Here is a 20,359-nt window from a genome sequence, read left to right as displayed (position 1 = left end):
CAGCGGTGGGCGCTACGCCCAGCGGTGCTCGAGGGAGTAGACGCCGGGCGGGTGGGGCAGGGCGGCTGCGGCGAGGGCGGCGGCGACGCCGGAGGCATCCTCGCGCATCATGCCCACCGTGACGCGCACGAACGCGCCGGGCACGAACGCGCTACCGCCCGCGCCGCCGTCCGCTGCGAGGAACGGCGAGCCGGGCGCGACGCGGATCCCCGCCGCCGCGAGCTGCACGAGCGCCGATCGCTCGTCGTGCACGGGCAGCCAGGTGTTGATGCCGTCGGACCGGGTCGGCTCGACGCCGAACCCCTCGAGCGCCGCAGCCAGCGCGCGCTGCCTGGCGTAGTACTGCCGGGTCGCCTCGGCGACCTCGTCCATCGACTCGCCGTCGGTGAGCAGGTCGACGAGGATCCGCTGCAGCATGCGCGACGTCCACCCGGGCCCGAGCATCCGGCGCGCGACGATCGGGTCGACGACCTGGGCCGGGCCGCCGATGGCCGCGATCCGCAGGTCGGGGCCGTGCGACTTCGAGAAGCTGCGCACGTGCAGCACCCGGTCGGGCAGCCAGCGGCCGAGGCTGACGTCGGCCGACGTCGAGATCTGCCCCGAATGGTCGTCCTCGATGACGAGCACGTCGCCGCCGTTGGGGTGGGTCGCGAGCAGGCGGGCGAGCCGCTCGGCGCGTCCGGCCGTCATCGATGCGCCGGTCGGGTTCTGGGCGCGCGGCTGCAGCAGCACGACCCGGGGCTTCTGCCCGAGCGCGGCCGAGAGCGACTCGGGCGTCACGCCCTCGGCATCGACCGCGACCGGCACCCGGCTCGCGCCGAGCGCGTCGAGCAGGTCGAAGAACGGCGGGAACCCGGGTACCTCGACGGCGACGCGGTCGCCGAAGCGCACGGATGCCTCGAGCGCGCGGCTCACCGCATCGAGCGCGCCGTCCACCACGGTGATCGCCTCGGCCTCGTACGGCCAGCCGTCTCGCAGCACGCGTTCGAGTTCGGGGATGACGGGCAGGTCGTGGTAGCTCGGGGTGTCGGCGATCGCCGACACCCGGGCGAGCGCGCGGCCGAGGCGCGGCAGCAGCAGGGGGTCGGGGGTGCCGCGCGAGAGGTCGAGCCGGGTCGGGCCCAGGTGGCCGGCGAGCCCCTGCGTGCGCGGCGGCAGCCACGAGGCATCCGCTCGCCTGACGAAGGAGCCGGCCCGCCCGCGCGACACGATGAGCCCGGCGCGAGACAGCGCCTGCCAGGCCTGGCTGACCGTCGCCGGGCTGACGCCGAGCTGCGCGGCGAGGGCCCGCACGGTGGGCAGCCGTTCGCCCGGAGCGAGCTGCCCGTCGGTGATGAGCCGCGCGATCGACGCGGCGATGTCGCTCGGCGACCCGCCGTCGATCTCGATCCCGTTCTGCACGGTTCCACCCTGTCTGCCTCTTGCCGCGAAGAGGGGCGACCCTCACAATGACTTACACGTACGTCACAGAGTGAAACACAAGGGAAATGTTCACGCCGAAGAATAACAGAACGGGTCGGATGGCCCGTCGCAGCGTTCTCGGCACCACCTCTCGGCGTCCCCCAGCGCCCCGGTAGGCAGCAGGCACCATCGCCCACCGCGGACGGCAATGACGCCGACCCGAAACAGGAGGCAGTATGACGATCGTCCGAGCGGCCATCACGCAGACGACCTGGACCGGCGACAAGGACTCGATGCTCGACAAGCACGAGCAGTTCGCGCGAGACGCCGCCGCGCAGGGCGCCCAGGTCATCTGCTTCCAGGAGCTGTTCTACGGGCCGTACTTCGGCATCACCGAGGACGTGAAGTACTACGACTACGCCGAGCCGGCCGACGGCCCCATCGTGCAGCGCTTCGCCGCGCTCGCGAAGGAGCTCGGCATGGTCATGGTGCTGCCCATCTACGAGGAGGAGCAGCCCGGCGTCTACTACAACACCGCGGTCGTCGTCGACGCCGACGGCACCATCCTCGGCAGATACCGCAAGCACCACATCCCGAACCTCGACAAGTTCTGGGAGAAGTTCTACTTCCGCCCCGGCAACCTCGGCTATCCGGTGTTCCAGACCGCGGTCGGGCCGATCGGCGTGTACATCTGCTACGACCGGCACTTCCCCGAGGGGTGGCGCGAGTTGGGCCTGAACGGCGCGCAGATCGTGTTCAACCCGAACGCGACCAAGCCCGGCCTGTCGAACCGGCTGTGGGAGATCGAGCAGCCCGCCGCGGCCGCCGCGAACGGCTACTTCATCGGCGCCGCGAACCGGGTCGGCCTCGAAGACAACGAGTACGGCGACCTCGCCGTGAACTTCTACGGCAAGAGCCAGTTCGTCGACCCGCAGGGCAACATCGTCGGCGACTACGGCTCCGAGACCTCCGAAGAGGTCGTCGTGCGCGACCTCGACCTCGACATGATCCGCCAGGTGCGCAACGCCTGGCAGTTCTACCGCGACCGCCGCCCCGAGTCGTACACGTCCATCCCGAAGCCGTAGTCGTTCGCTCCCTGAGCCTGTCGAAGGGAGCGGATCCGATCGCCGCCCCTTCGACAGGCTCAGCCCTTCGACAGGCTCAGCCCTTCGACAGGCTCAGCCCTTCGACAGGCTCAGCCCTTCGACAGGCTCAGGGAGCGGCGGAAAGGAATCCCCATGACCACCACACTCATCTCCGGCGGCACCGTCGTCAGCGCCACGGGCCGCGTCGCCGCCGACGTGCTCGTCGACGCCGAGCGCATCGTCGCGGTGCTCGAGCCGGGCAGCGAACTGCTCGGGTCGGATGTCGCGACCTCCGTCGACCGCGTCATCGACGCGACCGGCAAGTACGTGATCCCCGGCGGCATCGACGCGCACACGCACATGCAGCTGCCGTTCGGCGGCACCGAGGCATCCGACACCTTCGAAACCGGAACCCGCGCGGCCGCGCACGGCGGCACGACCAGCATCGTCGACTTCGCGGTGCAGACCTACGGTCAACGCGTCGAAGACGGGCTGGCCGCCTGGCACGAGAAGGCCGCCGGCAACTGCGCGATCGACTACGGGTTCCACCAGATCATCGGCGACGTGAACGAGGCCTCGCTCGACGCGATGCGGAAGCTGCCCGACGAGGGCATCACCAGCTTCAAGCTCTTCATGGCCTACCCCGGTGTCTTCTACTCGGATGACGCGCAGATCCTGAAGGCGATGCAGGTGTCGCGCGACACCGGCATGCTCACGTTGATGCACGCCGAGAACGGGCCCGCGATCGACGTGCTCGCCGCACAGCTCGTCGAGCAGGGCAAGACCGACCCGTACTACCACGGCATCGCCCGCGCCTGGGAGATGGAGGAGGAGGCGACGCACCGCGCGATCATGCTCGCGAAACTCACCGGCGCACCGCTGTACGTCGTGCACGTGTCGGCGAAGCAGGCGGTGGAGCAGCTCGCCTGGGCGCGCGACAAGGGGCAGAACGTCTACGGCGAGACCTGCCCGCAGTACCTGTACCTCTCGCTCGAGGAGCAGCTCGGGGCATCCAGCGACCAGTGGGGCGCCTTCGAGGGCGCGAAGTGGGTGTGCTCGACGCCGCTGCGCTCGCGAGCAGAGGGCCACCAGGACTCGATGTGGCAGGCGCTGCGCACCAACGACCTGCAGATGGTGTCGACCGACCACTGCCCGTTCTGCATGAAAGACCAGAAGGAGCTCGGGCTCGGCGACTTCCGCAAGATCCCGAACGGCATCGGCTCGATCGAGCACCGCATGGACCTCATGTACCAGGGCGTCGTGACCGGCGAGATCACGCTCGAACGCTGGGTGGAGCTCACCTCGACGACCCCGGCGCGCATGTTCGGCCTGTACGGGCGCAAGGGCGTGATCCAGCCGGGCGCCGACGCCGACATCGTCGTGTACGACCCGAACGGGCACACCTCGATCGGGTACGGGAAGACCCACCACATGAACATGGACCACTCGGCGTGGGAGGGCTTCGAGGTCGACGGGCACGTCGACACGGTCATCTCGCGGGGCAAGGTCGTCGTCGACGGGAACGAGTACCTCGGCGCCAAGGGCGACGGGAAGTTCCTGAAGCGCGGCCTGTCGCAGTACCTGATCTGAACGGATGGCTCGCTGAGCCTGTCGAAGCTCGCTGAGCCTGTCGAAGCTCGCTGAGCCTGTCGAAGCGAACGCTCTTCGACAGGCTCAGGGAACCGGGAAACGAAGGAACGGATGGCTCGCTGAGCCTGTCGAAGCGAACGCTCTTCGACAGGCTCAGGGAACCGGGAAACGAAGGAAGGAGCATCCATGGAATTCGGCGCCGTCCTCCAGACGAACCCGCCCGCCGCACGCACCGTGCAGCTCGCGAAGCTCGCCGAGGCGCACGGGTTCAGCCATGTCTGGACCTTCGACTCGCATCTGCTCTGGCAGGAGCCGTACGTCATCTACAGCCAGATCCTCGATCAGACCAAGCACATCAAGGTCGGTCCGTTCGTGACGAACCCGGCCACGCGCGACTGGACGGTGACCGCGTCGATCTTCGCGACCCTGAACGAGATGTACGGCAACCGCACGGTCTGCGGCATCGGCCGCGGCGATTCGGCGGTGCGCGTGACCAACGGCAAGCCGACGACGATGGCCGAGCTGCGCGAGTCGATCCACGTGATCCGCGAACTCGCGAACTCGCGACCGGTCGAGCACAAGGGCTCGACGCTGCAGTTCCCGTGGTCGAAGGGCTCGGAGCTCGAGGTCTGGGTCGCCGCCTACGGCCCGATGGCGCTGAAGCTCACGGGCGAGGTCGGTGACGGCTACATCCTGCAGCTCGCGGACGTCGACATCGCGAAGTGGATGATCCAGACGGTGCGGGATGCCGCGGAGCAGGCCGGCCGCGACCCGATGTCGATCAAGTTCTGCGTCGCGGCGCCGTTCTACATCGGCGACGACTGGGCGCACATGCGCGACCAGTGCCGGTGGTTCGGCGGCATGGTCGGCAACCACGTCGCCGACATCGTTGCGAAATACGGCCCTTCGACGGGTTCAGGGACCGGCGACGTGCCCGAGGCGCTGACCGCGTACATCGAGGGGCGCACCGGGTACGACTACAACACCCACGGGCGCGCCGAGAACGACCACGTCGACTTCGTGCCCGACGAGATCGTCGACCGGTTCTGTCTGCTCGGCACGGCGTCCGACCACATCGCGAAGCTGCAGCAGCTCGCCGAGCTCGGCGTCGACCAGTTCGCCGGATACCTCCAGCACGACAATAAGGAGGAGACGCTTCGCGTCTACGGCGAGACGGTCATCCCCGCGATGACCGAGCACCTGAGGGCGAAGTCATGAGCGGTTCTCGCTCCCTGAGCCCGAAGCTCCCTGAGCCTGTCGAAGGGCTCCCTGAGCCTGTCGAAGGGGCGAAAGCCCACCGCCGGGGCTCGCTTCGACGGGCTCAGCGAGCGTCGGCCGTCGGGTGGGGCATCGGCGGCATCCTCGCGCTCGTCGCACTGTGGGAGGCCTACAAGCTGCTCGCCCCGGCCGACGGCGTCGTGATCGGCGGGCTGCGCGTGCTGCCCCGCACCACCGACCTTGCGATGCCGCACGTCTGGGAGATGCTGGGCCGGCTCGCCGAGCCGGTGACGCGTTCGCCGAACGCGCTGCCGCTGTGGCTGGTCATCCTGCTCGCGGCGCTCACCACGCTCGGCATCGCGGCGGCCGGATGGCTCGTGGGCCTCGTCGTGGGCGTCGGACTCGCCCTCGTGATGCAGCGGTGGCGGCTCGCCGAGTGGGGCCTGCTGCCGTGGATCATCCTCAGCCAGACCGTGCCGCTCATCGCATTCGCACCCGTCGTGAAGAGCTGGGGGTCGCGCATCGAGATCGGTGCGCTCGAATGGCAGGACTGGATGTCGGTCGCCCTCATCGCGAGCTACCTCGCGTTCTTCCCGATCGCGGTCGGCGCGCTGAAGGGCCTGCAATCGCCCGACCGCATCCACACCGAGCTGATGCAGACCTACGCGGCCGGCTACTGGGCGACGCTATGGAAGCTGCGGGCTCCCGCGGCCGTGCCGTACCTGCTGCCCGCGCTGCGCCTTGGTGCGGCGAACGCCGTCATCGGCGCCGTCGTCGCCGAGGTGTCGACGGGCCTGCAGGGCGGCATCGGGCGCATCCTGATCCAGTTCGCCGGGCAGGCGTCGGGCGACCCCGCGAAGGCGTGGGGCCCGATCTTCGGCGCCATCCTGCTCGGCCTCGTCGCCGCGGGCTCGGTGGCCCTGCTCGGCGTGCTCCTGAAGAACTACCGACGCAACGAGGAGACGGCATGACCGACACTGGACGCGACGAGCCCTCGCGCGCTGAGCGCTCGCTCGCTGAGCGCTCGCCCGCTGAGCGCTCGCTCGCTGAGCCTGTCGAAGCGGGCTCCCTTCGACAGGCTCAGGGAGCGCCGGCCGTCGAGATCACCGGCGTCGACAAGGTCTTCGACACCCGCTCGGGCGACGTGCAGGCGCTCGAGGCGATCGACCTCACGATCGCTGCGGGCGAGTTCGTGTCGCTCATCGGCCCGTCGGGCTGCGGCAAGTCGACGCTCATGCGGCTCGTCGCCGACCTGGACGAGCCGAGCACGGGCACGGTGACGGTGTTCGGCAAGACGGCGAAGCAGGCCAGGCTCGACCAGGACTACGGCATCGCGTTCCAGCAGGCGGGGCTGCTGCCCTGGCGCACGGTCGCCGACAACGTGGCGCTGCCGCTCGAGGTGCACGGCGTGGCATCCGCAACCCGGCGCGACCGGGTCGCGCACCTGCTCGACATGGTGGGTCTGACCGAGTTCGCCGACCGCTACCCCGACCAGCTCTCGGGCGGCATGCAGCAGCGCGTCGCGATCGCCCGCGCGCTCGCCGAGCAGCCGCGGCTGCTGCTCATGGACGAGCCGTTCGGGGCGCTCGACGAGATGACCCGCGAGAAGATGCAGGCCGACCTGGTGCGCATCGCGGGCGAGACCGGTGCGGCCGTCGTGTTCGTCACGCACTCGATTCCCGAGGCGGTGTTCCTCTCCGACCGGGTGGTCGTGATGAGTCCGCGACCGGGTCGCATCCGCGAGATCGTCACCATGGAACTGGGGCCGGATGCCTCGAGCGGCACGCGTGCCGGACGCACCGAGGGCCTGCGCGAGGAGCGCGCGTTCTTCGACATGGTGACGGCCGTGCGCGAGGCGCTGCACGGGGCACCGGTCGCCGGCGCCCGCGGGGTGGAGACGCGCTGATGGCGAGCACGGCGAGCACGACGGCGAACACCACGGCGGTGATCGGGGCGCGCCTCGGCGCTTCGCGCGCCGCGCGCAACCGCCGCGAGACCGTGCTGCGAATCCTCGCGCCGATCGTGGTCGGGCTCGTGGTGCTCGGCATCTGGCAGTTCCTGGTCAGCGTCGTCGGCGTCTCCGACTACCTGCTGCCGAGCCCCGCGTCGATCGCCGAGGAGTTCGCCGCCTACTGGCCGTCGATCCTGCAGGCGTCGATCATCACCGGCACGAACGCCCTGCTCGGCCTCGTCGTCGGCTCGCTGCTCGCGCTCGTGCTCGCCGCGCTCGCCGCGCGCTGGCGCGCGATCGACCTGATGAGCGCACCGGTGGTGGCGTCGCTCGCCGTCATCCCGATCGTCGCTCTCGCGCCCGTGCTGAACTCGATGTTCGGCGCCGACAGCCAGTTCGGCCGGCAGGCGATCGCCGCGCTCGCCTCGTTCGTGCCGGTGTTCGTGAACACGCTGCGCGGGTTCCGCCAGACCGCGCCCGTGCACCGCGACCTGATGAAGGCGTACGCGGCGGGCTCGGGCCAGGTGCTGCGCAAGCTCACCCTGCCGACCGCGCGACCGTTCGCCCTCACCGGCATCCGCATCGCGTCGTCCCTCGCGGTGATCTCGGCGCTCGTCGCCGAATACTTCGGCGGCCCCCGCGGCGGGCTCGGCGGGCTGATCTCCACGTCGGCCGCGTCGAGCGCGTACGCCCGCGCCTGGGCGTACGTCGTGGCATCCATCGCACTCGGCCTGCTCTTCTACCTCGCCACCCTCGCCCTCGAACGGCTCGTCCAGCCCCACCGCGCCCAGCGGTGACCCGCACCATCCGACAACGCACCACGGAAGGATCGACATGAACCACAGCAGACCGCGTCGCCTCGCGACGTTCGGTGCCCTGGCCGCAGCCGCGGCACTCGTGTTCACCGCCTGCTCGTCGGGCGACTCCGGCGGAGACGGGGGAGGCGGCGGCGACGCCGGCGAGCTCACGCCGGTCAAGCTCCAGCTCCAGTGGCTGCCGCAGGGCCAGTTCGCCGGCTACTTCGCGGCCGCCGACCAAGGGTACTTCGAAGAGGAGGGGCTGGACGTCGAGATCATCCCCTCGGGCGGTGACATCGTGCCGCAGGACGCGCTCGCCAACGGCGACGTCGACTACGCGATCGCCTGGGTGCCGAAGGTGCTCGGCTCGATCGAGCAGGGCGCGAACCTCACCGACATCGCGCAGATCTTCCAGCGCTCAGGCACCCTGCAGGTGTCGTGGGCCGACTCGGGCATCGAGGAGGTCGCCGACTTCGAGGGCAAGAAGATCGGCTCGTGGGGCTTCGGCAACGAGTGGGAGATCTTCGCCGCGATGGCGGCCGAGGGCCTCGACTCGACGACCGTCGAGATCATCACGCAGGACTTCAACATGAACGCGTTCCTGCAGGGCGACATCGACGCGGCGCAGGCGATGACGTACAACGAGTACGCGCAGCTGCTCGAGTCGGTGAACCCCGACACCGGCGAGCAGTACCAGCCCGAGGACTTCAACGTGATCTCGTACGAGGACACCGAGGGCGCCATGCTCCAGGACGCGATCTGGGCCGACACCGAGCGGCTCGAGAGCGACGAGGAGTACCAGGAGACCACGGTCAAGTTCCTGAAGGCCGTCATCAAGGGCTGGGTGTTCGCCGCCGAGAACCCCGAGCAGGCGTCCGAGATCACGATCGCGGCCGGCAGTGGCTGGGGCCCCAGCCACGAGCTGTGGATGGTCAACGAGACCAACAAGCTCATCTGGCCGTCGCCCGACGGCATCGGCATCATCGACGAGGCCGCCTGGGACAAGACCGTCGCGGGCGCGCTCGCCGCGGTCAACGAGTCGGGCGCCCACCTCATCACCGAGGAGCCGCCCGCGTCCGCGTGGACGAACGAGTGGATCCAGAAGGCGCTCGACGAGCTCGACGGCGAAGGCCTCGACCTGACCGGTGAGAACTGGTCGCCCATCGAGGTCGAGCTCCAGGAGGGCGGCAACTAGCACCCGCGATCGGCCGCTCCCTTCGACGGACTCGGGGAGCGGCCGGTCCCGGCCCCTGAGCCTGTCGAAGGGCCAGCGGTCCATCCAAGAGAAAGGCACACCCCATGACCGACGACACCGTCGCCGACCTCGACGCACTGGCGCGCGAGCTCGACCGGGCGCACGTCTTCCACTCCTGGTCTGCACAGTCGCAGGCCTCCCCGCTCGTGATCGCGAGCGGCCGTGGCTGCCGCGTGTGGGATCACGCCGGCCGCGAATACCTCGACTTCTCGAGCCAGCTCGTGAACGTCAACATCGGGCACCAGCACCCGGGCGTCGTCTCGGCGATCCGCGAGCAGGCCGAGCTGCTCACCACCGTCGCACCCGCCACCGTGAACCTCGCCCGCGGCGAGGCGGCCAAGCGCATCGTCGCGCGCGCGCCCGAAGGATTCCGGCGCGTGTTCTTCACCAACGGCGGTGCGGATGCGAACGAGAACGCGATCCGGATGGCACGGCTGCACACCGGCCGCGACAAGATCCTGTCGACGTACCGCTCGTACCACGGCAACACGGGCGCGGCGATCGTGTCGACGGGCGACTGGCGTCGCGTGCCGAACGAGTTCGCCCGCGGGCACGTGCACTTCTTCGGGCCGTACCTCTACCGGTCGGAGTTCTGGGCGACGACGCCCGAGCAGGAGACCGAGCGAGCGCTGCACCACCTGCGTCGGGTGATCGAGGCCGAAGGGCCGACGTCGATCGCGGCGGTGCTGCTCGAGACGGTGCCCGGTACCGCCGGCATCCTCGTGCCGCCGCCCGGCTACCTCGCGAGGGTGCGCGAACTGTGCGACCGGCACGGGATCCTGCTCATCCTCGACGAGGTGATGGCCGGATTCGGTCGCACCGGCCGGTGGTTCGCGTTCGACGGGTACGACGTGCGGCCCGACCTCATCACGTTCGCGAAGGGCGTGAACTCGGGGTACGTCCCCGTCGGCGGCGTCATCATCGACGAGCCGATCGCGCAGACCTTCGACGACCGGGTGTTCCCCGGCGGCCTCACCTATTCGGGGCATCCGCTCGCGATGGCCTCGATCGTCGCCGCGCTCGACGCCATGGAGTCCGAGGGCATCGTCGACAACGCGCGCGCCATCGGCGAAACCGAGATCGGGCCGGCGCTCGCCGACCTCGCCGACCGGCACGCGGTCATCGGCGAAGTGCGCGGCGAGGGCGTGTTCTGGGCGGTCGAGCTCGTCGCCGACCGTGAGACGCGCGAGCCGCTGCCCGCCGCGGCGGTGGGCCGCATCAAAGCCGCGCTCGTCGAGCGCGGGCTCCTGCCGTTCGTGCAGGACAACCGCATCCACGTGGTGCCGCCGTGCGTGGTCACGGCGGAGGAAGTGGCCGAAGCTCTGGCGATCTACGATGAAGCCCTGAGCACCGAACTCACCTGAGACGTTCGGCCCCCTGAGCCTGTCGAAGGGGTCGGGATCACGATGGCTCGCCTCGACAGGCTCGGCGAGCGGATGGATGGACGTTCGGCCCCCTGAGCCTGTCGAAGGGGTCGGGATCACGATGGCTCGCTTCGACAGGCTCGGCGAGCGGATGGATGGACGTTCGGCCCCCTGAGCCTGTCGAAGGGGTCGGGATCACGATGGCTCGCCTCGACAGGCTCGGCGAGCGGATGCATGGAGGCATCTCATGAGCCAGACACTGACCGAAACCCCCGCCCGGGCCGAAGAGGTCGGCACCGTCGACCACTGGATCGACGGGGCATCCGCCTCGGGAACCGGCGACCGCAGCGGGCCGGTCTACGACCCCGCCCGCGGCGTCGTGCAGAAGCGCGTGCGGTTCGCGAGCGCCGCCGATGTCGACACCGCGGTGCAGGCCGCGAAGCGGGCGCTCGCCGACTGGAGCGCGACCTCGATCTCGAAGCGCCAGGGCGTGCTGTTCGCGTTCCGCGAGCTGCTGAACGCCCGCAAGGGCGAGCTCGCCGAGATCCTCACGAGCGAGCACGGCAAGGTGCTCTCCGACGCGGGCGGCGAGATCGCGCGCGGCCTCGAGGTCGTCGAGTACGCGTGCGGCATCGCCCAGCTCATGAAGGGCGAGTACAGCGAGCAGGTCTCGACCGGCATCGACGTGTACACGGTGCGCCAGCCGATCGGCGTGGTCGGCATCATCTCGCCGTTCAACTTCCCGGCGATGGTGCCGCTGTGGTTCTTCCCGATCGCGATCGCGACCGGCAACACGGTGGTGCTGAAGCCGAGCGAGAAGGACCCGAGCGCCGCGATCTGGATGGCCCGGCTGCTGCAGGAGGCCGGCCTGCCCGACGGCGTGTTCAACGTCGTGCACGGCGACAAGGAGGCGGTCGACGCGGTGCTCGAGCACCCCGACATCGCCTCGATCTCGTTCGTCGGCTCGACCCCGATCGCGCAGTACATCTACGAGACGGCGGCCCGCAACGGCAAGCGCGTGCAGGCGCTCGGCGGTGCGAAGAACCACATGCTCGTGCTGCCCGACGCCGATCTCGACCTGGTCGCCGACTCGGCGGTGAACGCGGGATTCGGCTCGGCGGGGGAGCGCTGCATGGCGATCTCCGTCGTGCTCGCGACCGACTCGATCGCCGACGACCTCGTGGCCAAGGTGAAGGAGCGGATGGCGGGTCTGAAGACCGGCGACGGCCGCCGCTCGTGCGACATGGGGCCGCTCATCACCGAGCAGCACCGCGACAAGGTCGCGACCTACATCGACCGCGCGGCCGGCGACGGTGCGACGGTCGTGGTCGACGGGCGCGACGGGGAGTTCGACGGCGAGGCATCCGGCTTCTGGCTCGGCCCGACCCTGATCGACCGGGTGCCGCTGGACTCACCCGTGTACACCGACGAGATCTTCGGGCCGGTGCTGTCGATCGTGCGCGTCGAGGGGTACGAGGAGGGTCTCGACATCATCAACCGCGGCAAGTACGGCAACGGCACCGCGATCTTCACGAACGACGGCGGCGCCGCGCGGCGGTTCCAGCGCGAGGTGCAGGTCGGCATGGTCGGCGTGAACGTGCCGATCCCGGTGCCGGTCGCGTACCACTCGTTCGGCGGCTGGAAGGCGTCGATGTTCGGCGACGCGAAGGCGTACGGCCCCGCGGCCGTGCAGTTCTTCACGCGCGAGAAGGCGATCACGAGCCGCTGGCTCGACCCGGCGACGCACGGCGGCATCAACCTGGGCTTCCCCCAGCACGACTGATCCCAACCTTCGCCGGTCGAGGAGCGTCGCGTTTCGCGCGACGATCCTCGACCGGCGCGGAAGGCGGTCAGCGCGCCGTGAAGGCGGCGATGCGGGCCTGCGCGGCCGGCGTCTCGAAGGCGGCGCCGATGGTGCGGGCCTCGTCGTCGAGCGACGCGGCGAACGAGCGTTCGGCGGCCGCGCGCACCAGGCGCTTGGCCTCGCGATAGGCGCCGGATGCCGCGACCCACGCCTGCGCGATCGCGAGCGCGCGGTCGGCGAGCGCGTCGGGGGCGACCGCCTCGGTGACCAGCCCCCACTCGACGGCCTCGGCCGCGCTCAACCGTCGCGGGGTCAGGGTGAGCTCCAGCGCGCGGCGCTGGCCGACCGCCTCGGGCAGCAGCCAGCTCACCCCGCAGTCGGGCGTGAGGCCGACGTCGGCGTACCCGCTCTGGAACACCGCCTGCTCGCTCGCGACGATCAGGTCGGCGACGAGCATGAACCCCAGCCCGCCGCCGGCGACGACGCCCTGCACGGCGGCGACGATCGGGACGCCGCTGTCGCGGAGCATCCGGTGGCCCTCGTGGATCTCGTCGGCCAGCGCCGTGATCGTCGCACCCGCCGGCCCGTCGGAGGAGGCCGCGAGTTCGCTCATCGCGCGCAGGTCGCCGCCCGCGCAGAACGCGCGCCCGACGGCGTCGAACACGATCGCGTGCACGTCGTCGCGCTCGGCGACCTCGTGGGCGATCTCGTTCCAGCGCCGAATCGCGTCGGGGTCGACCGCGTTCAGCCGGTCGGGGCGGTTCAGGGTGATGCGGCCGATGCCGTCGGAGACCTCGAAGAGGATCGCGTCGTTGCTCACCCTGCGAGCCTAGACGAGCGGTTCTCGCGGTTCCGGCTCGGCGATGGTTTGTCCGTACCGTCCGTTCGCTCTGCGACTACGGGCCGAGCGTGGTGATCGGGATCACCTGCACGCCATCTGTGCGACGGTAACCGTATCCGGTGCTCGTGATGACGCCGAGGACCGCAGGAACACCGTGGCGTTCTGTGTCGACGGAGGCCGTGAACCGCAGCAAGGACCTCGCTGCGTCGTCCGCGGCGGTCGGATCCAGCTTGACCTCGAACGCTCCCCATCGGCCGTCGCGGACGGTGACCACTGCGTCGACTTCGTTGCCGTTCGAATCCCGCCACGATTCCACCGTGCCGTTGAGCGGCTGGGTGTACACCCGGAGTATCAATCGACGTTCTGCCGCAATTCCGGTCGACGTTCTGCATGACGCTCAGGCGCGGTCTTGCGCACCGAGCCGCCGCGACTCATCGCCGCGCCCAGCCCGCTCGTCGCGCCACAGCTTCGACGGCCACCAGATGGCCGGGCCGATGTCGTACGACAGCGCCGGGATGACGAGCGATCGCACGACGAGCGTGTCGAGCAGCACGCCGAACGCGACGATGAACGCGATCTGCACGAGGAACAGCACGGGGATCACCGCGAGTGCCGCGAACGTCGCGGCGAGCACGATGCCGGCGCTGGTGATCACGCCGCCGGTCACGGTGAGCCCGCGCAGGATGCCGGGCCGGGTGCCCAGGCGCGCGGACTCCTCGCGCACGCGCGTCATGAGGAAGATGTTGTAGTCGATCCCGAGCGCGACGAGGAACACGAACCCGTAGAGCGGCACCGCCGGGTCGGCGCCCGGCGAACCGGCGACGGCGAAGACGACGGATGCCACCCCGAGCGCCGCCGCGAACGACACGATCACGCTCGTCACGAGCAGCACCGGCGCGAGGATCGACCGGAGCAGCAGCATCAGGATGACGAGGATCACCGCGAGCACGAGCGGGATGATCACCGTGCGGTCGTGGATCGACGCCGCATCCGAGTCGAGCATGGTCGCGGTGTAGCCGCCGACGAGGGCGTCGGGGTCGACCGCCCGCACGGCGTCGCGCAGGTCGGTGACCGCCTGCTCCGCGACATCCGAGTCGGGCGCGCCCTCGAGCGTGGCTTGCAGCATGACCTGCCCGTCGACGACGGTGGGCTCGAGCGGTGCGAGCGTCGGGATCGGGAACGGCGGTGCATCGGTGCCCGCCGGCATGGTGCCGGTCGGCGAGTTCTGCGACACCGCGACCACCGCCGAGACCCCGTCGACCTCGAGCGCGGCGTCGGCGAGCGCGGTCAGGTCGGCTTCGGCGCCGACGATGAGCGCCGGGTTGCCGGCGCCCGCCGGGAAGTGATCGCCGATCACCTCCTGGCCGTCGCGGGCCTCGCTCTCGCCGAGCACGACGTCGCTCTGCGGCACGCCGTCGGCGTCGAGCACGAGCACGCCGAGTCCGGCGACGAGCAGGGCCGCGGTCGAGATCACCCAGACCGCGCGGGCGTGCCGCGAGACGAGGCGCGCCACCGCGGGCCAGAACCCCTTCGCGTCGGGGGAGGTGAGGTCGGGCTGCGGGTCGCCGAACTTCGGCCGCTGCGGCCAGAACGCGGCCCGTCCGATCGCGAGCATGACCGCGGGCAGCAGGGTGAGCGTCGCCGCGAGCGCGAACACGATGCCGACCGCGGCCACCGGGCCGAGCGCCCGGTTCGAGTTGAGTTCGCTGAGCAGCATGCAGAGCAGCCCCGCCATCACCGTGCCGCCCGACGCCACGATAGGCGCGATCGAGCGGCGCAGCGCCAGCCAGGTGGCATCCCATTTCGATTCGTGGTCGCGCAATGCCTCGCGATAGCGCGCGATGTAGAGCAGCGAGTAGTCGGTCGCGGCACCGATCACGAGGATGAACAGGATGCCCTGCACCTGACTGTTGATGTCGATCGCGCCGATCTTCGCGAGCAACCAGACCGCGATGATCGACCCGGTGAGCGCGATGAGCGCGGTCGCGAGCACGACGACGGGCAGCAGCGGCGACCGGTACACGACGAGCAGGATGAGGAACACCGCGCTGAACGCGACGAGCAGCAGGAACCCGTCGATGCCGGCGAACGCCTCCACGAGGTCGCCGATGAACCCGGCGGGGCCGGTGACCCACACGCCGAGCCCGTCGGGGCGGTCGACGTCGGCGGCCTGGCGCATCGCCGCGACCGTCTCGTCGACCTCGCCCGAGGTGGAGGCGACGAGTTCGGCCGCGTCGCCGTCCTCCGAGGGGATGGGCGGGCTCACTTCGTCGACGCCGTCGAGGTCGGCGAGCCGGCCGGCGAGGTCCTCGGTCCAGGCGAGGTCGGCGTCGGTGAGTCCGCCGTCTCGTTCGACGACGACGATCGCCGGGCGCCCGGTCGCCTCGCCGAGGAACTCGTCGCGCAGTTCGTTCACCTGCGTGGCTTCGGCGCTGCGGGGCAGGTAGCCGGCCTGGTCGTTCGTCGCGACCTCGGAGATGCGGCCGAAGAACGGGCCGCCGACGGCGGCGAGGGTCAGCCACGCGAGGATGACGACGGCGGGCAGGACCACGCGCAGCGTTCTCATGCGTCCATGGTGTCGGCGCCAGATGCCCCGCGCCACCCGTTGCGCGCCGGCTCTCAGTCGATGCGGGTCAGTGCGACCATCGCCATCGTGCGCGAGTCGCCGTCGATGCAGGTCTGGTAGAGCAGGTCGTGCCCCTGCGGCAGGTCGGCGGTGGTGTGCGTCGTCTGGTCGAGCATCGCGGCGACGCCGTCGACGCGGTATGTGCCGGCCAGCACGCCGTCGAGGACGACGTACGTGCCGGCGTCGCGCGGGAACTCCTTGCCGGTGCACGACCAGTGCTCGGCGATCGCGGGCAGCCCGTAGGCGGCGCTCAGGTCGACCGAGCCCTGGCAGGCGTCGAGCTCGGCGGTCCAGCCGGCGGCCCAGACGTGCTCGCGGTACGCGCTCGCCCGCACCTGCTCGAGCCACGCGTCGCGGGCGGCGACGGCGTCGCGTACGGCGGTGGTCGCGACGCGCACGTCGTCGGCGGCGTCGCCGAGCGCGGCGTCGAGCCGGGTGAGGCGACCGGATGCCTCGTCGAGCGCGCCGGCGGTCGAGCGCACGTCGTCGGGGCTGAGCGAGTCGTCGAGATCGGTCGCATTGACGAGCAGGTCGGATGCCTCGGCGAGTGCCGGCTCGGCGTCGGCGCTCGCCGCGGCGAGGGGGTCGAGTGCGGCCGACAGCGCGTCGCGCGCGACCTCGTCGAGCGTTCGGCCGGATGCCGCGTCGAGCGCCGCGCGGGCGTCGGCGTCGACCGTGCGCGCCGCATCGAGCGAGGCATCCAACCCGTCGACGGACGCGTCGAGCGCCTGCCGCGAGGCATCCAGTTCGCTGCGCGCGTTCGCGAGGTCGATGGCCTGGCCGCCGACCCAGGCCGCGCCGGTGAGCAGCGCGATCGCCGCAGCCGCCGTCGCGGCGACCATCGCCATCCGGCTGCGTCGCGCCCTGTCCGCCATCCGCCCATTCTCGCGCGGATCCGCCGGCCGCGGGTGTTCGTGCGGGACGGATTCGCGGTTACTCGCCGAGGCGTGCGGCGCGGGAGACGAGCACGTCGAGCACGGTGCGCACCGCGAGGCGCTCGGCGACGTCGGGTCGGGTGAGGGCGACGATGCGACGGGCGGATGCCACGCCGCGCAGCGGCTTCAGCACCATGCCGGGCGGCACGGGGCCCGATGTGTACCGGGGCACGAGTGCGATGCCGAGGCCGGCCTCGATGAGCGCCTCGATGATGCGCATGTCGCTGATGCGCTGCGACACCTCGATGCGCCCGCCCGCCTGCTGTTCGATCGCGTGCAGGATGCGCTCGAACGGGAACCCGGGCGGCACGCCCAGCCAGGTCTCGTGGACGAGGTCGTCGGCCGTGACGTGCGAACGCGCCGCGAGCCGGTGGTCGGCGGGCAGGCCGACGTCGAGCGGTTCGGTGAGCAGCGGCACGGCGTTCAGGCCCCGGCCTCCCCACGGCAGGTCGCCGGGCATCGCGTGGGCGAGCACGATGTCGTGGTCGTTGGCGAGGTCGGCGTACTCGTCCATCTCGGGGTCGAGGTCGGTGGCGTGCACGACGAGCCCGGCGACGCTCGCGAGGTCGGTGAGCACCGCCGGCAGCAGCGTGGCGCCGATCGTGGGGAACGTGAGCAGGCTGACCTCGCCGCTCGGATGATTGCGGAACTCGTCCCACAGGGCTTCGGCGCGAGCGATCGCGACGGCGACCTCGGTCGCGCTGCGGGCGAGCGCGTGGCCGGCGCTGGTGAGCGCGATGCCCCGCCCCTCGCGCTGGGTGAGGGGCATCCCGGCCTCTCGTTCGAGCACTTTGAGCTGTTGCGAGACGGCCGACGGGGTGCGGCCGGCGGCCTCGGCGACCGCGGTGACGCTGCCGCGTTCGGCGAGTTCGCGGAGCAGGTCGAGGCGCTTCACATCCATGTAGTCAGGCTACATGGTCATTAAAGAATTGTGAGCTTGTGCTGAACGGTTTGCCGGGCCACAATGAGAGGGTCGATGCGGACGCGGACCACTCTGGGACGGTGTCTCCGCGTACCTGCGGATTGCACCTCACCTCGAAAGGAACCGGCCGTGACGATCGCACTTCTCCTCCTGGGCGCACTGAGCGTCGCCGGTGTCGTCGGAACCTTCGTCGTCACCGCGCGTGACGGGTACCGCCGCCAGCCGAGGGAGACCTTCGCGCGCACCGTCTAGGTCGCGCGACCCGGGGCTCGGCCCCGAACGAAGAGCCGCAACGCGAGAGAGGGACACCTCGCGATGCGGCTCTTCGCATCTGCGCCGGCGGCGCGCAGAGCGAGCGCGTGATCCGCGCAGCGCGCGCTCCGTGACATCCTCGACACCGTCTCGATCCGGGCGCTAGGTTGACCTCCAAGGGGAAGCGACACTGGGGGGTGCCGATGGCGCACGTGGTCGCGACGGGGGCGGGCAAGGCGATGATGGAGCGCCGAACCGACCCGACGCACGAATACATCCTGCGACTCACGGGCAAGGAGCGCCCGCGCGTGCTGTTCGTCGGCACGGCCACCGGCGACGAAGCGCCGTACATCCTGAGCTTCTACACGACCTACGACTCCGACCGCTGCGCGCCGCACCACCTGCCGCTGTTCCACCGGGCGGTCGACGACCTCGCGGGCTTCGTGCGGGGGTTCGACGTCATCCACGTCGGCGGCGGCAACACCGCGAACATGCTCGACGTGTGGAAGCGGCAGGGCCTCGACGAGATCATGCGCGACCTGTGGGAGGACCCGGGGTCGAACGTGGTGTTCACCGGCGGGTCGGCCGGCGGCATCTGCTGGTTCGAAGGCGGCACGACCGACAGCTACGGGCCGACGCTGCAGGTGCTGCCCGAGGGCCTCGGATTCCTGCACGGCAGCTTCTGCCCGCACTACGACGCCGAGGACCAGCGCCGACCGCTCTTCCACGACGCGCTGCTGAAAGGCGAGCTCGCGACGGGGTACGCCGTCGGCAACCTGCAGTCGCTGCACTTCACGCGGTCGGGTGACGCGATCGAGTTGGTCACCGCGATCAGTCCCGTCGAGGATCCGCTCGCCCTGCGCGTCGAAGCGGTCGACGGCAGGATCGTCGAGACGCAGCTGCCCGCGAAGGTGCTCGCCGGTGCCGGCCCGATCGCGGCGGGGCCGAGCTCGTGAACGACAACATCTGGATCCTCCTGCTCCAGCTCCTGGTGGTCGTCGCGGCCATCTACATGGGCACGCGCACGAGCGGCATCGGGCTCGGCGTCTGGGGTCTCGTCGGCGTCGCGGCGCTGGTGTTCCTCTTCCCGGGCACCACGCTGGGATCGCCGCCCGTCGATGCGGTGTTCATCGTCATCACCGTCGTCACCGCGGCCTCGGTCATGCAGGCAGCGGGCGGCATCGACTGGATGGTGTCGGTCGCCGCGAAAGCGATCCGGTCGAGACCGAAGTCGGTGGTGTTCCTCGCGCCGGCCATGTCGTTCCTCTTCACCGTCGGCGCCGGCACGGGCAACATCTTCTATCCGCTGCTGCCCGTCATCTACGACGTGTCGTACCAGCAGAAGATCCGCCCCGAGCGCGCGCTGTCGGTGTCGGCGGTCGCCTCGCAGGTCGGCATCCTCTGCTCGCCAGTGTCGGCGGCGACCGCGTCGATGGTGGTGCTCCTCACGCCGCAGGGCGTCGATCTCGGCAAACTGCTGATCATCATGTGGCCCGCATCCGTCATCGGGCTCTTCCTCGCCGCGCTGGTGATGCTGCGGCACGGCAAAGACCTCGACGACGACCCCGAGTACCAGCGCCGGCTCGCCGCAGGGCAGATCAAACCGCCGGTCGAGGATGCGCACGAGAAGAAGCTGCCGGCCACCGCCGTGCTCTCGGCATCGCTCTTCCTCGGCGGCGTGGCGCTCATCGTGGTGTTCGGCCTGTTCGAGGGCCTCCGCCCGGTCGTCGGCACCGACAGCGACGGCGACCCCGAGCGGATGGCGGTCTCCGCCATCATCGAAGTGATCATGGGCGTGATCGCGGCGCTCATCTTCGTGTTCTGCAAGGTCAAGGCATCGGATGTCCCGAAGCAGTCGACGTTCCCCGCCGGCATCGTCGGGGCGATCGCGCTGTTCGGCATCGCGTGGCTCGCGAACACCTTCGTCGCGAACAACAACGACCTGATCGTCGACGGGCTCGGGTCGATGGTGTCGGGCTCGAGCGCGTTCATCGGCGCCGTCCTGTTCGCGCTGGCGCTGTTCCTGGTGGCGATGCTCACCACGAGCCAGTCGTCCGCGACGAACGCGATCGTGCCGATCGGCATCACGATCGGGTTGCCCGCGTCGCTGCTCGTCGGGCTCTGGCCCGCGGCGATGGGCATCTACACGCTGCCGGCGAACGGCAGCCAGGTCGCGACCGTCGCGTTCGACCAGACCGGGACGACCCGGATGGGCAAGTTCGTCGTCGACCACTCGTTCCAGTTGCCCAACCTCGTGTACATCATCAGTGCCATCGTGGTGGGGGTCATCCTGTCGTTCGTGATCGTCTGATCGGGCG

General features: G+C 70.4%; 18 protein-coding genes. 12 read left to right on the top strand and 6 right to left on the bottom strand.

Annotated elements, in window-relative coordinates; genetic code table 11:
* Positions 1-12 precede the first annotated feature (12 nt).
* Positions 13-1,401, bottom strand: coding sequence for an aminotransferase class I/II-fold pyridoxal phosphate-dependent enzyme (locus MTO99_RS13270; RefSeq protein WP_243554117.1), 1,389 nt, complete (start codon positions 1,399-1,401; stop codon positions 13-15).
* Positions 1,402-1,637: 236 nt separating this feature from the next.
* On the opposite strand from MTO99_RS13270, the gene MTO99_RS13265 reads away from it, so the two are divergent.
* The 9 genes from MTO99_RS13265 to MTO99_RS13225 all read left to right on the top strand — a co-directional run bounded on the left by MTO99_RS13265 (position 1,638) and on the right by MTO99_RS13225 (position 12,444).
* The gene (locus MTO99_RS13265) at positions 1,638-2,486 is read left to right on the top strand and encodes a nitrilase-related carbon-nitrogen hydrolase (protein ID WP_243554116.1); all 849 of its coding nucleotides are present in this window, start codon (positions 1,638-1,640) and stop codon (positions 2,484-2,486) included.
* A 153-nt stretch (positions 2,487-2,639) separates the two neighbouring features.
* A complete protein-coding gene (hydA, locus tag MTO99_RS13260) occupies positions 2,640-4,076 on the top strand; it encodes a dihydropyrimidinase (protein ID WP_243554115.1) in 1,437 nt (478 codons plus the stop codon).
* A gap of 186 nt (positions 4,077-4,262) precedes the next feature.
* The gene (locus MTO99_RS13255; RefSeq protein WP_243554114.1) at positions 4,263-5,294 is read left to right on the top strand and encodes a TIGR03842 family LLM class F420-dependent oxidoreductase; all 1,032 of its coding nucleotides are present in this window, start codon (positions 4,263-4,265) and stop codon (positions 5,292-5,294) included.
* The gene (locus tag MTO99_RS13250; RefSeq protein ID WP_243554113.1) at positions 5,291-6,265 is read left to right on the top strand and encodes an ABC transporter permease; all 975 of its coding nucleotides are present in this window, start codon (positions 5,291-5,293) and stop codon (positions 6,263-6,265) included. The genes MTO99_RS13255 and MTO99_RS13250 overlap by 4 nt, the downstream gene beginning before the upstream one ends.
* Entirely contained in the window at positions 6,262-7,200 is a 939-nt protein-coding gene (locus tag MTO99_RS13245; RefSeq protein WP_243554112.1) for an ABC transporter ATP-binding protein, read from the top strand. Before MTO99_RS13250 ends, MTO99_RS13245 begins: the two co-directional genes overlap by 4 nt.
* Positions 7,200-8,042, top strand: a complete 843-nt coding sequence (locus tag MTO99_RS13240; RefSeq protein ID WP_243554111.1) for an ABC transporter permease — start codon at positions 7,200-7,202, stop codon at positions 8,040-8,042. Before MTO99_RS13245 ends, MTO99_RS13240 begins: the two co-directional genes overlap by 1 nt.
* A gap of 37 nt (positions 8,043-8,079) precedes the next feature.
* A complete protein-coding gene (locus MTO99_RS13235; protein WP_243554110.1) occupies positions 8,080-9,237 on the top strand; it encodes an ABC transporter substrate-binding protein in 1,158 nt (385 codons plus the stop codon).
* Between the two features lie 104 nt (positions 9,238-9,341).
* Positions 9,342-10,661: an aspartate aminotransferase family protein gene (locus MTO99_RS13230; protein WP_243554109.1), complete on the top strand. Its 1,320-nt coding sequence runs from the start codon at positions 9,342-9,344 to the stop codon at positions 10,659-10,661.
* 247 nt (positions 10,662-10,908) lie between these two features.
* Positions 10,909-12,444 (top strand): CoA-acylating methylmalonate-semialdehyde dehydrogenase, encoded by a 1,536-nt coding sequence (locus tag MTO99_RS13225; RefSeq protein WP_243554108.1) that lies wholly within the window; start codon positions 10,909-10,911, stop codon positions 12,442-12,444.
* Between the two features lie 67 nt (positions 12,445-12,511).
* On the opposite strand, the gene MTO99_RS13220 is transcribed toward MTO99_RS13225, so the two are convergent.
* The 5 genes from MTO99_RS13220 to MTO99_RS13200 all read right to left on the bottom strand — a co-directional run bounded on the left by MTO99_RS13220 (position 12,512) and on the right by MTO99_RS13200 (position 17,768).
* On the bottom strand, positions 12,512-13,285 hold the full coding sequence (locus MTO99_RS13220) for an enoyl-CoA hydratase/isomerase family protein (RefSeq protein ID WP_243554107.1): 774 nt from the start codon (positions 13,283-13,285) through the stop codon (positions 12,512-12,514).
* A gap of 76 nt (positions 13,286-13,361) precedes the next feature.
* Positions 13,362-13,649, bottom strand: a complete 288-nt coding sequence (locus tag MTO99_RS13215) for a DUF4143 domain-containing protein (RefSeq protein WP_243554106.1) — start codon at positions 13,647-13,649, stop codon at positions 13,362-13,364.
* Between the two features lie 54 nt (positions 13,650-13,703).
* Positions 13,704-15,872, bottom strand: a complete 2,169-nt coding sequence (locus MTO99_RS13210; RefSeq protein ID WP_243554105.1) for an MMPL family transporter — start codon at positions 15,870-15,872, stop codon at positions 13,704-13,706.
* A 53-nt stretch (positions 15,873-15,925) separates the two neighbouring features.
* Entirely contained in the window at positions 15,926-16,807 is an 882-nt protein-coding gene (locus tag MTO99_RS13205; protein ID WP_243554104.1) for a hypothetical protein, read from the bottom strand.
* 58 nt (positions 16,808-16,865) lie between these two features.
* Positions 16,866-17,768: a LysR family transcriptional regulator gene (locus MTO99_RS13200; protein WP_243554103.1), complete on the bottom strand. Its 903-nt coding sequence runs from the start codon at positions 17,766-17,768 to the stop codon at positions 16,866-16,868.
* Positions 17,769-17,918: 150 nt separating this feature from the next.
* Between MTO99_RS13200 and MTO99_RS19055 the strand changes: the two genes are divergently transcribed.
* The 3 genes from MTO99_RS19055 to MTO99_RS13190 all read left to right on the top strand — a co-directional run bounded on the left by MTO99_RS19055 (position 17,919) and on the right by MTO99_RS13190 (position 20,352).
* Entirely contained in the window at positions 17,919-18,041 is a 123-nt protein-coding gene (locus MTO99_RS19055) for a hypothetical protein (RefSeq protein ID WP_256461014.1), read from the top strand.
* 203 nt (positions 18,042-18,244) lie between these two features.
* Entirely contained in the window at positions 18,245-18,997 is a 753-nt protein-coding gene (locus MTO99_RS13195) for a Type 1 glutamine amidotransferase-like domain-containing protein (RefSeq protein WP_243554102.1), read from the top strand.
* Positions 18,994-20,352 (top strand): anaerobic C4-dicarboxylate transporter family protein, encoded by a 1,359-nt coding sequence (locus MTO99_RS13190; RefSeq protein WP_243554101.1) that lies wholly within the window; start codon positions 18,994-18,996, stop codon positions 20,350-20,352. Before MTO99_RS13195 ends, MTO99_RS13190 begins: the two co-directional genes overlap by 4 nt.
* Positions 20,353-20,359 lie beyond the last annotated feature (7 nt).

The organism is Agromyces larvae, assembly GCF_022811705.1.
GTDB lineage: Bacteria > Actinomycetota > Actinomycetes > Actinomycetales > Microbacteriaceae > Agromyces > Agromyces larvae.
Note: the sequence above shows the minus strand (reverse complement) of the source record. Positions and strands in the feature narration are given on the sequence as shown.